At 70.0% G+C, this 16,452-nt stretch carries 11 protein-coding genes; 9 read left to right on the top strand and 2 right to left on the bottom strand.

Translation table 11 applies throughout. The features are described from left to right. The 8 genes from ACQPY0_RS43495 to ACQPY0_RS43460 all read left to right on the top strand — a co-directional run bounded on the left by ACQPY0_RS43495 (position 1) and on the right by ACQPY0_RS43460 (position 12,979). A complete protein-coding gene (locus ACQPY0_RS43495) occupies positions 1 to 1,092 on the top strand; it encodes a discoidin domain-containing protein (RefSeq protein ID WP_432974627.1) in 1,092 nt (363 codons plus the stop codon). A 156-nt stretch (positions 1,093 to 1,248) separates the two neighbouring features. After that, complete coding sequence (locus ACQPY0_RS43490) at positions 1,249 to 2,019, top strand: hypothetical protein (protein WP_432974625.1); 771 nt, start codon at positions 1,249 to 1,251, stop codon at positions 2,017 to 2,019. 39 nt (positions 2,020 to 2,058) lie between these two features. Further along, positions 2,059 to 4,866 carry a right-handed parallel beta-helix repeat-containing protein gene (locus tag ACQPY0_RS43485; RefSeq protein ID WP_432974623.1) on the top strand — a complete coding sequence of 936 codons (2,808 nt, stop codon included), beginning with the start codon at positions 2,059 to 2,061 and terminating at the stop codon, positions 4,864 to 4,866. Next, positions 4,863 to 8,870: a type VII secretion protein EccCa gene (gene eccCa / locus ACQPY0_RS43480; RefSeq protein WP_432974621.1), complete on the top strand. Its 4,008-nt coding sequence runs from the start codon at positions 4,863 to 4,865 to the stop codon at positions 8,868 to 8,870. Before ACQPY0_RS43485 ends, eccCa begins: the two co-directional genes overlap by 4 nt. A 15-nt stretch (positions 8,871 to 8,885) precedes the next feature. Continuing rightward, entirely contained in the window at positions 8,886 to 10,262 is a 1,377-nt protein-coding gene (locus tag ACQPY0_RS43475; protein WP_432974619.1) for an EsaB/YukD family protein, read from the top strand. A gap of 96 nt (positions 10,263 to 10,358) precedes the next feature. After that, positions 10,359 to 12,164 carry a hypothetical protein gene (locus ACQPY0_RS43470; RefSeq protein WP_432974617.1) on the top strand — a complete coding sequence of 602 codons (1,806 nt, stop codon included), beginning with the start codon at positions 10,359 to 10,361 and terminating at the stop codon, positions 12,162 to 12,164. Positions 12,165 to 12,321: 157 nt separating this feature from the next. Further along, the gene (locus tag ACQPY0_RS43465) at positions 12,322 to 12,642 is read left to right on the top strand and encodes a WXG100 family type VII secretion target (protein ID WP_432974615.1); all 321 of its coding nucleotides are present in this window, start codon (positions 12,322 to 12,324) and stop codon (positions 12,640 to 12,642) included. A gap of 49 nt (positions 12,643 to 12,691) precedes the next feature. After that, entirely contained in the window at positions 12,692 to 12,979 is a 288-nt protein-coding gene (locus ACQPY0_RS43460) for a WXG100 family type VII secretion target (protein ID WP_432974613.1), read from the top strand. Between the two features lie 338 nt (positions 12,980 to 13,317). On the opposite strand, the gene ACQPY0_RS43455 is transcribed toward ACQPY0_RS43460, so the two are convergent. Both ACQPY0_RS43455 and ACQPY0_RS43450 read right to left on the bottom strand, forming a co-directional pair. Then, entirely contained in the window at positions 13,318 to 14,703 is a 1,386-nt protein-coding gene (locus tag ACQPY0_RS43455) for an IS1380 family transposase (RefSeq protein WP_432972463.1), read from the bottom strand. A gap of 132 nt (positions 14,704 to 14,835) precedes the next feature. Then, positions 14,836 to 15,570 (bottom strand): hypothetical protein, encoded by a 735-nt coding sequence (locus ACQPY0_RS43450; RefSeq protein WP_432974611.1) that lies wholly within the window; start codon positions 15,568 to 15,570, stop codon positions 14,836 to 14,838. A 246-nt stretch (positions 15,571 to 15,816) separates the two neighbouring features. Between ACQPY0_RS43450 and ACQPY0_RS43445 the strand changes: the two genes are divergently transcribed. Next, on the top strand, positions 15,817 to 16,398 hold the full coding sequence (locus tag ACQPY0_RS43445; RefSeq protein WP_432974609.1) for a hypothetical protein: 582 nt from the start codon (positions 15,817 to 15,819) through the stop codon (positions 16,396 to 16,398). Positions 16,399 to 16,452 lie beyond the last annotated feature (54 nt).

The raw sequence follows: 16,452 nt of genomic DNA, 5'->3' as shown, positions 1-16,452 counted from the left end.
ATGGATGGTGAGGAAGCGACCGGAGCGCGCCGGGCCGACGGCGAACCCGTGGCTCGGTCCGGCCCCCGGGCGGTGCGGCGGTCGATCGCGCTGCGCGGGCTGCCGCCACACGGGGAGCGCCCGGTCGAGCCCCCGGCATCGTTGCGGGAGGGACGACCCGCCCGGGCCGCCGACGACCCGACGGCGCCCCTCCCGGCCGCCACGGGGCCGCGCGATGACGCGTCCGCGCGTGACGACCCGCCCACCGCCGCCTACCTGCCCGTACCAGTGCCGGTCTTCGCGCCGTTGGACGGTCCGGACCGGCTGCCCGCCGGTCACCGCCGGATCGGGCGCTGGAAAACGCCGGCCGTTCTCGTCGTCCTCGTCCTCGTCGCCGGGGTGGCCGCGGTGCTGGCTCCGGCCCTGCGTTCGGCCCGACACGACGCCCCACCCTCGGCTCCGCTGGCCGACGTGGTACCGCCGGCGGACGGCCTGTCGTTGGGCAACCCGGGCTCGGCGGCCACGTCGGCGGGCCCGTCCGTGACGCCGGACCCGACGGCCCCGGCCACAGCGGTGGTCACACCGACGCAGTCCGCGGCGTCCACCCCCGCCGGCCAGCCGGGTCCGACCGACCCCGCCGAGACGCCGAACGGCGTCAGCCCGCCCGCCTGGCCCGGCTGGCCCGGCTGGCCCATCTGGCCCACCACACCCAACACGCCGGCCGGGCAGGCCGGCCGCGACCTGGCCCGCAACCGGCCGGCCAGCGGGTCCAGTCAAGAGTCCAGTAACCTCGCCCCGAGGTACGCCTTCGACGGTGACCCCACGACACGGTGGGGCAGCGTCTTCGCCGACCCGCAGTGGATCTCGGTCGATCTCGGGGCGGAGTGGACGGTCACCCGGGTGGAGCTGGGCTGGGAACGCTCCTACGCGACGTCGTACCACGTCGACATCTCGATGGACGGCAGCACCTGGACCACCGTCTACAACACGAGTTGGGGGACCGGAGGCACGGTCAGCATCGCGGTCAACCGGACGGCCCGGTACGTGCGGATGTACGGCACCCAGCGAGCGGGCGGCTACGGATACTCGCTCTACGAATTCGGCGTCTACTGAGCCGGATTCGTTTGCGGGCCGGATTTCCCTCCCCGCGGGGTGAACTTTTTCCGGCCCGGTCTCGTCGATTGGTGGACTGTTCGCAGCCGAAGGAGCCCCTGTGAAACACCTCGAACCGGCGGGCATCGACCACGCCGGTGCCCTCGGCGCGCGGCCGTGACGGGGCCCGTCGAGTCGAGCCGGTCGCCGCAGCGGCAGGCGATGGCGCTGCGCGGTGATTTCGTGCGGGCCTTCGTCGAGCACGCCGGTCCGCGGCCGGCCAGTGAACGGATGGTCGTACGGTGGCCCACACTGATCACGGTCACCGCGCTGACCGCGGCGGCCGCCGTGGTGGTCGGCATCTTCCTCAAACTGTGGAGCTCGGAGTCGGCCGGTAGCGCGGCCGGACCCGGCGGGGCGGCACCACCACCACCGGCCGCCGCCACACAGTTGAGCGCGTACACCGCGATCGCCGGGTGGGACTGCGAGGGCGCGGCCGACCGCGGGTTCGAGGCCCACGGACGGACGCCGGACTGGCGCACGGTCGCCGTGGGTGGCTGGCCGCAGGACGGTTGCCACGGCACGTTCGAGACCCTCCCGATGACCGGCCAGGCCGGCACCGACGATCCCGCGCAGTACGGGGAGTGGTGGTTCGCCCCCACCAGCCCCGTCTCCCGGTGCCAGATCAGCGTCTACGTCCCTTCCGGCGGCGCACCCGAGGACACGGCGGCGACGGCGGCACACTACGTGGTGCTCGACGGGCGGGGTGGTGGCCCGTCCGCGGAGTTCGCGGTCGATCAGCACGTCGGTCGGGGCCGGTGGGTGGTCGCGGGCGAATACAAAGTGAGCTCCGCCGGCCTGGCGGTGAAGCTGACCAACCGTGGGGTACCCGCGCACGCCGGCGATCGGATCGCGATGGCCCAGATCAAGGTCGATTGTTCCCGGTAGAGCCGATTGTTCCCGGTGGATCAGAAGAGGGAGGCGTCGATGCAGCCGCAGCGATCCGCCGCTACGGCCCCGACCGGGGCGTTGGAACGGGTGTCCACGCGGGCGTGGAGCCGGCACCGTTCGATCGGCGCCGCGGTCCGGGCGGCCCGGCCGGGCACCGTGATCGCGGTGGCCCCGGGGGTCTACCGGGAGAGCCTGCTGCTGGACAAGGCGGTCACCATCGTCGGCGAGGATCCCGACCAGGCGGTCGAGCTGGTCGGGATCGACGGTCCGGCGCTGGTACTGGTGGGCGGTGTCGCCGTGGTCCGCGGGCTGACCGTGCGCGGGGCCCGCCCGGACACCGCGGTGATCGTCGCCGAGTCGGGCGAGCTGACGGCGCAGTCCTGCCGGGTGATCGGCGGACCGGTGCAGGTGGGCGGACGGGCCACGGTGGTGCTGCGACAGTGCTCGATCAGCCAGAGCACGACCGCCGGGGTGATCGCCGCTGACGGGGCCCGGTTGACCGCCGAGCAGCTACGGGTGGAGGGTGTCGAGGGCAGCGGGGTGGTGGTGCGCGGCGCCGGAGCGGTCAGCCTGACCAACTCGTCGATCAGCCGGGTCAGCGGCTCCGGCGTGCAGGTGGGTGACACCGGCACGGTCGACCTGGCCGGCTGCGACATCGCACATTGCGAGACGGCCGGACTGCACGTCGACGATCGGGGCCAGGCCCGGATGCGCGACACCCACCTGCACGATCTGGCGGGCGACGGCATCTGGCTGGCGTCCAGCGCGCCGTTCCGGGCCGGCTGGTGGACCTCGCTGCGGCCGGACCGGCCGGCGTCGCCGGACGCCGATGACGCGGCGGGCCCGGACAACGACCCGTTCGGTGATCCCGGTGAGGTCGGTGGGGTCGCCGTGCAGCGCTGCGAGTTGACCAGGGTCGGGGGCGCCGGCCTGGTGCTGGGCGGGTCGGCGCAGGTACTGCTGCGCGACTCCACAGTAGACGGTACCGGCGCGGTCGGACTGGTGGCTGACGGGGAGAGCCGGCTTGCCCTGCTGGACACCCGGATCGTCAACGCCGGGGTGACCGCGGTGGCGCTTCGCGATCGCGCCGAGCTGCGCTACCGGGGCGGCACGGTCACCGGCGCCGGGGCCAACGGGCTGTTCGCCAACGGGTCGAGCCGGGCGGTGATCGAGCAGTGCGAGCTGCGCGGTTCGAAGTTCAGCGCGGTGCACCTGACCGGCGAGGCCAACGTGGCGCTGGTGCAGTGCGTGGTCGCCGGTACCCCCGAATATGGGGTTCGGGCCTCGGACCGATCCCTGCTGCGGTTGCAGGGCGGCACCATCGACGGTGCCACGCTCGGTGGCGTGCAGGTCGACGCCACCGCGGACGCCGAACTGCGGGACGTGTCCGTGGTCTCCTGCGGGATCGGCGTGCGCATCGACACCCCGCACCGGCCGCTCCTGCACGGCTGCGAGATCCGCGACATCGCGCAGACCGGTGTGGAGATCGCCGCGTCCGCCGCGCCGACCCTGCGCGACTGCCGGATCACCCGGTGCGGCGCCGCCGGTGTGTTCATCGACCAGCTGGCCACGCCGACGCTTGACGGCTGCCAGGTCAACGGAATCGGCGGCAGCGGGATCGCGGTGACGGAGGGCGCCGCGCCGCTGGTGCGCCAGGTGACCGTGGCCGGGTGCAAGAAGAACGGCGTCTATTTCGCGCCGGGAGCGCACGGCACGTTCGAGGACTGCGACGTGTCCGACATCGACTATCCGGCGCTGTACGTCGGCGCCGGGGCCGACCCGGTGCTACGCCGCTGCCACGTGCACGACGTCGAGGAGGATCTGAGCCAGATGCCGGGCGCCAACGCGGTGTTCGAGGGCTGCTGGACCACCGCCGTCGGCAAGTCCACCATGCCGATGACGCCGGAGACGGTCTCCGCGACCCCGACCGGGCGGCCGGTCACCGCCGGATCCCGGCCCGCTGGATCCCGGCCCGCCGGCCCGCCGACGGTCGCCGCGGCGCCCGAGACGCCGGAGTCCCTGCTGGGCAAGCTGTCCGGGCTGGTCGGACTCGAGCGGGTCAAACAGGACGTGAGCGGTCTGGTGAAGCTGGTGCAGATGAGTGAGATGCGCAAGGCGGCCGGAATGTTGCCGCCGCCGATGTCCCGGCATCTGGTCTTCGCCGGCAACCCCGGCACCGGCAAGACCACCGTCGCCCGGCTCTACGGCCGGCTGCTCGCCGCGCTCGGCGTGCTCGCGGACGGGCACCTCGTCGAGGTCGACCGGGGCCAGCTGGTCGGCGAGTACGTCGGGCACACCGCCCCCAAGACGCAGGCCGCGTTTCGGCGGGCGCTCGGCGGGGTGTTGTTCATCGACGAGGCGTACGCGCTGGTACCCGAGGGTCAGGACAACGATTTCGGCAAGGAGGCGATAGCGACCCTGGTCAAGCTGATGGAGGACCACCGTGAGGAGGTCGCGGTGATCGTCGCCGGGTATCCCAAGGAGATGCGCCATTTCATCGCGGCCAACCCGGGCCTGTCCTCCCGGTTCTCCCGCACCCTGACCTTCGAGGACTACTCCGCCGACGAGCTGGTGCTCATCGTCGAACAGCAGGCGGCCCAGCACGACTACGTGCTGAGCGGGCCGACCCGTGGGGCGCTGGCCGACTACTTCGGCGAGGTGGACCGCGGCACCGGGTTCGGCAACGGTCGCTTCGCCCGCAAGGTGTTCCAGCACATGACGGAGTTTCACGCCGCGCGGGTGGGCGAGCTCAGCGAACCGACACCCGAACAGTTGAGCACCCTGCTCCCGGCCGACCTGCCGTCGCTGGACATCGATTCCGGGAACTCCGGCGGTAACCGGTGAGCCGCATCGCCTTCCACCGCCCGGCCCGGTACCTGCTGCCGAAGCTGCCCGAAGAGCGGATGGTGCTGCCGGTCCCGCCCGAGATGCCGCAGGAGAACCCGACGAACAGCGGCTGGAGCCTGGTCCTGCCGCTGCTCAGCAGCGTCGGCATGGCTGCCTACATGGTCACCTTCGGCCGGCCGGCTCTGATCATCATTGGCGTGCTGTTCTTCCTCACCTCCACCGGCGCCATCATCGCCATGCGGTTCAATCAGCGCGGCAATGCCAACAAGGCGCTGCGCAAGCAGCGCCAGCGCTACCGGGCGGTGCTGAAGCGGGCCCGGGACCAGGCCCGCGCGGTCGCGGACGGGCAGCGGACGCTGTCCGCGCTGAACCATCCGGAGCCGACCCGGTTGTGGGCGATCGCCGGCGACCGCCGCCGGGTCTGGGAGCGCCGCCCGGGGGACCCCGACTTCCTACGGATACGGGTGGGGCTCGGCGAGGCGAGCCTGGCCACCCCGATGCAGCTGGACGAGAAGCTGGACCCGCTCGGCGACTACGACTGGGAATCCGCCCAGGCCGCGGACCGGATGATCGAGCGACTCGCCCACGTGGACAACCAGCCGACGATCGTCGACGTCGGCAACGCCGGCGTGATCAGTGTCCTCGGCCCGCCCGAGCGGACCCACGAGACGGCGCGGGCGATCCTGTGCCAGATCGCGGTGACGCACGCCCCGGACGACGTCCTGATCGCGGTCGAAACCTCCGGTGACGGATCGTGGGACTGGGCGAAGTGGCTGCCGCACGCCAACGAGCCGCGGGCCCGCGGGCAGGCGGGGGTCCGCTCGCTGGTCGCGGGCGGGGCGGAGGACCTGGCCGACTTCCTGACCGCCGAGCTCAGCCGCCGGCTTGAGCAGCAGGCGAACCGGCGGATGCAGCTGAACTCGGAGCAACCGGCCGCGCGGCGGCTGGTCGTGGTGTTCACGGGGTTCGCGCCGGTCTCCGAATGGGGCCGGTCCCCGCTGCTCGGCTCGCTGGTCTCCGCCGCCGGTGCGACCACCGGCATCACGCTGATGTTCCTGGTCGAGCGCGAGTCCGATGAGCCGAGCCGGGTCGGGTTGCGGTTGCGGGTGGAGCGCCCCGGCGAGGTTCGGGTCGACGCGGGCGCGGACCTGGTGGTGACCGGGGCCACCACATCGGTGCCCGATCAGGTGCCGGAGACGCTCGCCGAACTGGTCGCCCGGCAACTCGCCCCGCTGCGGCTGTTCGACGAGCGGGAACAGGTGCTGGCGCGGACCTTCTCGCTGACCGAGATGGTGCTCGGGGGCGATGTGGCGACCGTTGACATCGCCGCCCGCTGGGCCGGCCCGGGTGACCCGCGGTTGCTGCGTGCGCCGATCGGCTCCAACGGCGAGGGCGACACCGTCGTGCTGGACCTCAAGGAGTCCGCCCAGGGCGGTTTCGGGCCGCACGGGCTGATCGTGGGGGCCACCGGCTCGGGCAAGAGCGAGCTGCTGCGTACCCTCATCACCGGTCTGGCCCTGACCCACTCGTCCGACCTGCTGAGCTTCGTACTGGTCGACTTCAAGGGTGGTGCGGCCTTCGCCCCGTTGGCCGAGCTGCCGCACGTGGCCGGGCTGATCACCAACCTGGCCGACGACGCCGCGATGATCGACCGGGTGCTCGCCGCGCTGATCGGCGAGCAGCAGCGCCGCCAGCGGTTGCTGCGCGACGCCGGCAACCTCGACTCCATCCGCGAGTACCAGGTGCGCCGCGGGGCCGGTGGGGTGCGCACCGACGGGCGGCCACTGGAACCGTTGCCGTACCTGTTGATCGTGGTCGACGAGTTCGGCGAGCTGCTGTCCGGGCGGCCGGACTTCGTGGACCTGTTCCTGCAGATCGGCCGGGTCGGTCGCAGCCTCGGCATGCATCTGCTGCTGGCCACGCAGCGGTTGGAGGAGGGCCGGCTGCGCGGGCTGGACTCGCACCTGTCGTACCGGATCTGCCTGCGCACCTTCAGCGCGGCGGAGAGCCGCGTGGTGATCGGTACGCCGGACGCGTACCAGCTGCCCTCGATTCCGGGCTCGGCCTACCTGAAGGTGGACGAGTCGATCTATCAGCGGCTGCGGGTCGCTCACGTGTCCGCGCGGTACCTCAGCCAGACGGAGCGCGCCGCCGCCGCCGGGCGGGTGGACACCACGGTCGTGCCGTTCGACCTGCGCGGCCCGGCGGACGACAGCTGGGCCGATCCGGACGACATGCCGCCGACCGGCCCCGGGCCGACCGAACTGCACATGGTGGTCGACCGGTTGAAGGGCATGATCGGCCCGGTGCACCAGGTCTGGTTGCCGCCGCTGCCCGCGGCGCTCGCCCTCGACCACCTCATCGGTACCCCGTCCCAGCAGGCCGGCCGGGGCTACAGCGCCGGGCTGTGGCCGCACACCGGGCGGCTGCGGATCCCGATGGGGATCATCGACATACCGGTCCGGCAGCTGCAGGAGACGCTCATGGTCGACTTCGGCGGCGCGCACGGGCACCTGGCCGCCGTCGGTGCGCCCCGGACCGGGCGCAGCACGCTGCTGCGCACCCTGATGCTGGCCGGGATGCTCACCCACACCCCCGAGGAGATGCAGTTCTACTGCATCGACTTCGGCGGTGGCTCGCTGCACACGTTCGCCGACGCCCCGCACGTCGGCGGGGTGGCCGGGCGTCACGACCCTGAGCTGATCAGCCGGATGCTCGCGGAGATCCGGGCACTGATCGGTGAACGCGAGCGGCTGTTCCGCAGCCTTGGCGTCGACTCGATCGACGACTTCCGGGCCCGGCGGCAGGAGGGCCGGCTGCCCGCCGGGACGCATACCGCCGACGTGTTCCTGCTGATCGACAACTGGGGCGCGGTGCGCACCGAGTACGAGAACGCGGATCCGCTGATCGCCGAGATCGCGGCGCGGGGGCTCGGCGCGGGCATCCACCTCGTGCTGACGGTCGGCCGGTGGATGGACATCCGCTCGGCCCTGCGCGACAGCATCGGCACGCGGGTCGAGCTGCGGCTCAACGACCCGACCGAGTCGGAGGTCAACCGGCGGATGGCCGCCCGGATGCCGGCCGACCAGCCGGGGCGGGGCCTGGTCGGGCCGGGCGCGTACTTCCAGCTCGTGCTGCCCCGCATCGACGGCAAGGACACCGCCGAGGGGCTGCGCGAGGCGCAGGCGACCGCGCTGGCCGCCGTCGCGGCCGGCTGGACCGGACGCCGGGCGGCGCCGGTGCGGCTGCTGCCGGCCCGGATCGGAGCCTCCGAGGTCGAACGGATGGCCGGACCGGACGAGGCGGCGGTCCCGATCGGGATCGCCGAGGACAACCTGCTCCCGGTGGCCCTGGACCTGGTCAACGACGAGCACCACCTGCTCGTCTTCGGCGACTCGGGCGCGGGCAAGACGACCCTGCTGCGGACCTGGATCACCGGGCTGACCGACCGGCACTCCGCGTTCGACCTCCGGATCGTGTTGTTCGACTTCCGGCACACCCTGCTGGACGCGGTGCCGGCGGACTACCTGGGCGCCTACGCCGGTGACTCGATCACCGCGACGGAGTACGTCAAGCAGGTCGTCGACAAGCTCACCGAGCGCATCCCGCCCTCCGGGATCACGCCGCAACAGCTGCGGGACCGCGACTGGTGGCAAGGGCCCGAGATCTACGTCGTTGTCGACGACTACGATCTGGTCGCCGGCGGGACGTTGGCCCCGTTGGCCGCGTTCGTCCCGCAGGCGCGCGAGGTCGGCCTCCACCTCGTGCTGGCCCGGCGGGTGTCCGGCATCAACCGGATGCTCGGCGACCAGTTGGTCAACCGGGTCAAGGACATCGGTTGCGACGCGGTCGTGCTGGCCGGTGACCCACGGGAAGGCGCGGTCATCGGCGACGTCCGCGCCGCGGCCCGGCCGCCCGGACGGGGCCATCTGGTCCGGCGTGGCCGGCCGCCCCGGCTGATCCAGGTCGCGGTGCCCGACGCTTCGCAGTCCAGCGTTTAACCAGGAGGTTCCATCATGGCCGAGGGGCAGAGCCGGGTCACCGTGGTCGGTGCCCACAAGCGGGTCGATGTGGCGCTGCCCACGTCGACCCCGATCGGTGAGTACTCGGCCCGGCTGGCCGAACTGTGCGGCCAGGACCGCGATCCGCTGAAGCCGCCCGCCTGGTCGCTGGCCCCCGCCGGGGAGGTGCCGTTCCCGCTCACCGCCCATCTGGGCGAGCTGGACGTGGTCGACGGACAGGTGTTGTACCTGCGCGACGTGGCCCGCGAGCCGGGCGATCCGCCCGTGGTCGAGGATCTGGACGAGCTGGTGGCCGACGAGACCCGGGCGAGCCGGCGGCGGATGCTGCCGGCGGGGCACGTCGCGACCTACCTCGGTCTGCTCTGGATGTGCGCGACCGCCGTCGTCCTTGGCCGGCAGCCGCACGCGTCCACCGGCACGGTCATCGCGCTCGCTCTGGCCGGCCTGGTTCTGTGTGCGACGGCGTGGGCGTTGAGCCAGCGCGGTGGAATGATCCCGATCCAGCTGCGACGGGCGATGGTGCTCACCGCGCTGCCCTGCCTGGCGGTGGCCGGGGAGATCGTCGGGCTGGCCACGGGCGGCCCGGACTACGGCTGGGCGGGCGTCATCGTGGGGGCCAACGTGGCCGGGCTGATCGCGTTGGCAGTGCTGCCCGATCCGTACTTCTTCGCCATCGAGCTGCACCTCGTCGTGGCCGCCCTGATGATGACGCTGATCATGAGTCTGCACGCGGACCGGGTCGAGACCGCCGCGTTGGTCGCGGCGACCAGCGCCGGCATGCTCGCGTTGGCCAGGACGATCGCCGCGGCGTTTATCGCGTCGGGGCACAGCGCGCTGCGCTCGGCGCCGGCGGCTGCCACCGGGGCCGGCGAACTGGTCGACCGCACTCGCCGGCTGCTGGCCGTGGTGCTGGCGGGGCCCGCCATCGCCCTGACGGTGACGCTGCCCGTGCTCACCGCGTCGGGCAACGCGTTCGGACTGGGTCTGGCCGGCATCGTCAGCGCCGGGCTGCTGGTCCGGGCCCGCCTGGCCGGCTTCACCGTCGAACTGCTGACTTTCATGGGTACCGGCTTCGTCGGCTTGTTCAGCGTGCTGTCCGACAACGGCTGGGTGCTGCACGCCGCCCCGTCGACGCGCAGTATCGTGCTGACCATCGCGGCCCTCACGGTGGTCGGCCTGGGCGTGGCCTTGAGCCTGCTCGGCCCGGCCGACCCGGACGACGCCACCCTCGCGTCCGGCATGCGCAAGCCGGTGCGGCGGACCCGGGCCGAGGTCGTCGGGGCGATGACGGCGATGGCGGTGGCCCCACTGACGCTGGGCGTGTTCGGCATGTTCAGCCACCTGATCTCGGTGGGCCGGCACCTGTTCTGAGCAGGCGGTCCTGTAACAGGGGACTTGCGGTCGTTTCGTGCGTGGCGCTTAACCTCACTTTGACCCCGTCAGATCCAGTCGCGTAAGGGGCCCGACATGGCCGAGGCTACCCAGGCGGTTCCGCAGCCGAACGGTTCCGTCGTCTACTACGACCTCACCACGGGAGATCCGGTCAGTGAGGTGACCGCCGACGGTTGGAACATCACGTTCAACCACGGCCAGGCCGCCACGGCGGCCCGCAACGGCGAGTTCGCCACGATCGCGAGGACCGACGCCGGCGGCCAGACATGGACCTTTGCCGACAAGTCGTCGGTGACCTTTGACGCGGCCGGTCATGTGGTGCAGCGGGTCACTCCTGATGGCTGGGTGTTGTCGAAGTTCGTGGATGGGCAGGCGACGCGGGCTGCCAAGGGTGATGTGAGTGCTGACATCGCGGCGGTGGCTGGTGGGGGTGAGACCTGGACGTACTCGGATAGGTCGTCGGTGACGTTCGACGCGGCCGGTCATGTGGTGCAGCGGGTCACTGCCGATGGCTGGGTGTTGTCGAAGTTCGTGGATGGGCACGCGACGCGGGCTGCCAAGGGTGATGTGAGTGCTGACATCGCGGCGGCGGCTGGTGGGGGTGAGACCTGGACGTACTCGGATAGGTCGTCGGTGACCTTTGACGCGGCCGGTCATGTGGTGCAGCGGGTCACTCCTGATGGCTGGGTGTTGTCGAAGTTCGTGGATGGGCAGGCGACGCGGGCTGCCAAGGGTGATGTGAGTGCTGACATCGCGGCGGCGGCTGGTGGGGGTGAGACCTGGACGTACTCGGATAGGTCGTCGGTGACGTTCGACGCGGCCGGTCATGTGGTGCAGCGGGTCACTGCCGATGGCTGGGTGTTGTCGAAGTTCGTGGATGGGCAGGCGACGCGGGCTGCCAAGGGTGATGTGAGTGCTGACATCGCGGCGGCGGCTGGTGGGGGTGAGACCTGGACGTACTCCGACAAGTCGTCGGTGACATTCGACGCCAACCACAACATCGTCCGGGAGGTCACCCCGGACGGGTGGACCCTCAGCGACTACAAGGACGGCCACCCGACGCAGGCGGCCAAGGCCGGCGTGACCGCGACCATCACGCAAGTCGCCGGCGGCGGAGAGACGTGGACGTTCTCCGACAAGTCGTCGGTGACCTACGACGCCGAAAACCACATCGTCCGGGAGGTCACCCCGGACGGGTGGACCCTCAGCGACTACAAGGACGGCCACCCGACGCTGGCCACGAAGGACGGCAAGACGGTCCACATCACACCTGCCGGCAACGGTGGCGAGACATGGGCCTACGAGGGTGGGCCGACGATCACCTACGACAAGGACCGCAGGCCGGTCCTGATGACTACACCGGACGGCTGGACCTACAACCAGTTCAACCAGGACGGCAAGCCGACGGCCGGGTTCAAGGGCAAGGAGACGGTCACGATCTCCTACCCGAACGGCAACATCCAGTACAACCACACGAACAACCCCGACGGCGTCAACGAGGTGGTCACCAAGCAGGACGGCACCATCATTTACGAGTGGGTCAACATTCCCGACGCCGACGGCAACATGGTGAATACCAAGATCGTCATTTCGACCGAACTCGACAACATGCAGACCTCGATAGCCACGATGAAGAGGGAGGCCGCCAACCTCACCGAATATCTCGGTGTGCTCAAGTCGATCGTCCAACTCACCGAGTGGAACTGGGAGAGCCCGTCCGGTCGCCGCTACGCGGCTCTCAACACGGACATCGAGATCGCGTACACCGACCTGAGCACGCTCCTGGCCGAGGCCGGCGAGCGGATGCAGAAGACCTGGCAGAACTACAAGGACACGGAGGCCGCCAACGCGCGGGCATATGCGCAGGACCACCGCCAATAGCGGCGGGATCCGCGTCGATGCATGGGGCACCGGGATGTACCACAAATCGGTGTCTTGGCTGATCGTGTAGGGGTCTGCGACGCTCGACACGTCCGTGTCTCCCAACTCGCGCGGATCTGACCCGGACACACCGACCCGAGACCCAAGGAGGTCGAATGTGAACGGTTTGCGCGTCACGTCGCAGGACCTGCTCGACAAGGCAGGCGACTGCGACCGGGAAGCCGGAAACCTGGAGTCCAAGCTGGCGGATCTCCGCTCGTTCGCCAACGGCATGGAAGCCATGTGGCAGGGCCTGGCCCACTCGCAGTTCGAGTCGCTCATGCAGGACTTCGACCGCTACGGCCGGCAGATCCACCAAGCGCTCGTGAGCATCTCCGCCGAGCTCAAGAAGAACGCCCACAACTACATCGACACCGAGACGGGCAACGCGTCCGGCCTGACCAACATCGGCGAGTCCATCCCCGCCGCCAGACTCTGACGGCGGACAGGAAGGGATTGACGTGGCGAACGTAGCATCAACACCCATCATGGTCTCGACCGACATGCAGAGCCAGGGAAGCATCCTGCTCGGCAAGGCGGAGGCCATCGATGCAGACCTGGCGGCCCTGCTCACCAGACTGCAGGCGCTCCAGGAGTTCTGGCAGAGCCCGGCGGCCAACGAGTTCCAGCCGTTCTTCCAGAACTGGCACAACGCCGCGGCGGCGTTGTTCGGCCCGGGCGGCACGCTCGGCCAGATTTCCAACGCGTTGAACATCACGTGGAACAACTACACCGAGTGCGAAACCGCCAACATGAGAGGTTGGCAGGCCGCCTGAGACCCGACCACCAGCGAGACGGCGGCCGCGATCATCGCGGCCGCCGTCGCCGTTGTCAAATACGTGCGCTGAATGGTGCCCGCGTGGATCGCACCGAGGCCGTTGGAAAGCGCCGCGAACAGCGGAAACTCGCCAACGGCCTACCGGTGTTCGGGCCTTAGCCTCGATCCGTGGATCGGCGCTTGCGTGGGTGTTTGGATGAGATTGAATTGATCTTGTTGGGTTGAGGGTGTGGCTGTGCTGCTGGCCCTCGGTCCAGCGTGCTCGGTTTCCTGCCCGTCGGGTTGGTTGCGGGTGGGGTGTTGCGTGGTGGTGCGTGCGGCAGGGGGTGGTCTGTCTCAGGTGGCGAAGACGGCGTTCCAGAGGGTGAGCCAGGCTGCGGCGCGGGGCCAGTGTGCGGGTAGGTGCAGTGTGGGGCGGTGTTGGGGGCGGGCGAGCCGGGCTGGGATGGTGATCAGGTGGGTGCGTAGGGTGGCGCCTCGGGCTTTGGTGTAGCGGGTGGTGCCGGTGAGCGTGCTGGCGGCGCGGAGCAGGTTGTGGCAGATCGCGGCGAGGATGGTCCAGGCGGCGTTGGCGGGGAAGGAGCCGGAGGGTTGGTGGGCCCAGGGGCCGTCGATGAGGTCGGACCAGACGGTTTCGCAGATGGCGTGCTGGCGGTGGGTGAGGTCGGCGTCGGTGACCGGTGTGGTGGTGTTGGTGAAGAACGGGTGGTAGCGCCAGACCGGGAACAGCGGGTCCTGGGTGTTGGCGTCGAGCACGCGGCGCACGACGAGCCGGCCGGTGGTTTCGTGGCGGGTGCCGGTGAACGCGGTGTACGGGACTTCGGCGACCTGGGCGTCGGAGATCAGCTGCCCGGTGTCCGGGTCGATGACCGCGCCGGGGTAGCGCACGGGTGTGTACTGCTCATCGGGAATGGTGGCGATGGCGGCGTCAACGGCGGGGTTGCGGGTGATCGTGAACGAGAACTGTGCTCCCGCTTTGACGACCGCGGTGACGTTCTTGCCGGAGCAGTATGCGGAGTCGCCGCGGACCAGGATGTTCGCCGGGTCCGCGCCGGCTGATACGGCGGTGTTGAGGGCTTCGGTGACCATGCTCGCCGCGCCCCTGCCGGAGCCGGCGCGTCCGGCTCGTAGCCGGACCGCGGCCAGGACCGGCGCCGCGTTCGGGGTGCTGATGGTGACGGCGAGCGGGGACAGGCCCCGGCGCAGCACGGTTTTGCCCGCGATCTTCGTGTGGCCGAACGACGCACCGTGCTTGGCGTGGCCGTAGACCGGGCGCAGCAGCGAGTCGATGTCGATGAACACGCGTTCGTCGATGCCGGCCAGCAGCGGGGTGCGCGCGGCGAGGGCGAGCAGGTGCCGGCGCAGGACCGCTGACAGTTGCCGGGTGTGGCCGTGGGTGAACTCCCGCAGCAGAATCCCCAGCGTCGCAGCGGCGTAGACGCCGCTGAACAGCTTGCCCGTCCCACCGGCGCGGATGACGTCGAGGTCGTCGATGCTGTCCGCGCCGGCGGCCATCCCAGCGACGATCGAGGTCAGCTTCGGTGTCGCGTTGGCCGCCCCGGACTTGACCCGCTCGTCGACGAACCGCACGTGCTCGTCCAGCAGCTGTGACAGTCCCGTCTGCTCGGCCAGTTCCAGCAGCGGCACCAGGCCCGCGTGCGACACGAGGTTGCCCTCATCGAACACCGCGCTGTCACCGCGCCAGGCATGAGATGCTTGCACCGAGAGTGTCCTTCCACGCTGGTCCGGTCAGGGTCCTAGACAAACCCGATCATCCCAGCTGGCAGGGCACTCTCGTCACATCTCCACACCGGTTCTGGTCACGGCGGAGCAATCCGGTCCACGGATCGAGGCTTAGGCGAGGCCGTCGCGCATGCGCCGCTGCGCTAGAAGATCCTCGCTCGGTTGGAGGGCGCCGGAGGTCGAACCAGTCAGGTGGGGATCAACGGCAGGTTGGTTCTCCACAGGCTCCTTCAGCCAGTCAGGCGGGAACGACGCCCGGTCGGCCGCGGCGTAGGACTGCGCGGCGAGGTCCATCAGGTCGACGAACGAGCCGACCATGACGTAGCACGATGCGATGCCCCGGACGAGGGCGTCCGTGGTGTTCACGGCCTCCAGGGTTTGCTGCGGGTGCTCGTCGGTGAAGTTGGCGTACTCGCCCTTGGGGGGGTTGTCGTAGTAGCTATTGTATGTCCCGTCGTGGTAGGTGATGGTCGCGTTCTCGGCGCTGTCCGTGTAGAAGACCCAGGGCAGGTAGCCGCGAACCTTGCCCTTGAACGTGTTGAAGTCGGCGGCGTCCCTCTTGAGGGCCGTCATCAATGTCTGCTCGCTGTCACGGATCGCGCCCGGACTGACCTTGATGGTGGAGTCGGCCGGTGGCTTGTTGCTGCTGCCCGGCTGTTGTGAGTCCTTGGCGGGCACCGCGCCGACGACATCCCACGCCGTGGTGGTGCCGGTGCTGAGGGTCGGGATGAGGTTCGTGTCGCCCCAGCGGATCTGCTCGCCCTGACGCAGGGTCTTGGGATCCCTGTCCGCCGGCTGCGCATCGTATGTTGAGTCGTTGGGGAGGTACGGGAATTCGTCTCCCATGCAAAACTCCTTCAGCCTCGGGTGGCGCCGGCGCGGTGCGTCGACGCCCTCGGTCCACATCGCCAGCTATCTGGCTCAGGAGCCACTGCCGCTACCTTGACGGTGCAGCGGGCCCGGGGCCGACCACAACGTCCCTGTTCCGGTCACAATTCCGGTCAGGAACAGGGCACTGTCGTCAGCCGGTGGATGATCGTTATTGTCCGACAATCGGCGGAGCTGTGTCCCTGCACGAGAACGGAACGACCAATGGCTGATGCACCGGATCCCACGGCCGGATTTTCAAGGTTGATGTCAGACAAGTCGTCCGCGCCGGTGAACTACAACAACCCCGCCTATCACTTCAACGTCGAGCCCCTCGCGGTCTGGATGGCGGCGAGCGCGTGGATGCCGCCGATCCTCGAGCACATTCAGGGCAGCTGGAACAACATCATGAAGTCGTGGCAGGACATTCACCTGAGCTGGGCCAGCCCGTCCGGTTACTCGGCGGAAGAGTTCAAGACGTCGTACAACAAGGCGTTCACGATGCTGTTCGGGCCGGCGGGCGCAATATCGGCGAACGTCACGGGCGGCGGGGGCGAGCACCAGCAGCTGGGCGTCATGGATCAGGCGAGGATCCTGGCGGTGACGGCCGGCAGTAACTTCGGTGTCGCCGACGAAAGCGTCCGGAAGGCGCTGCAGGAGTTCATCGACAACCTTGGCAAGCCTGGCGAGGAAAACATGACTGACCCGGCCAAGAGCCCCGCCGTCGATGACAAGGGGAACCGCGTTGTGCACGAGACGTTCGGCACCTGGTACGCCCCCGGTGAGAACCCGAACCTGGCGCTCTAGCGATGCCAGGTCGATCGTCGACCGGGGTGTCGTATCGCGGTGACCGTTCGGGAG

The organism is Dactylosporangium sp. CA-233914, assembly GCF_050942935.1.
Taxonomy (GTDB): Bacteria; Actinomycetota; Actinomycetes; order Mycobacteriales; family Micromonosporaceae; genus Dactylosporangium.
Note: the sequence above shows the minus strand (reverse complement) of the source record. Positions and strands in the feature narration are given on the sequence as shown.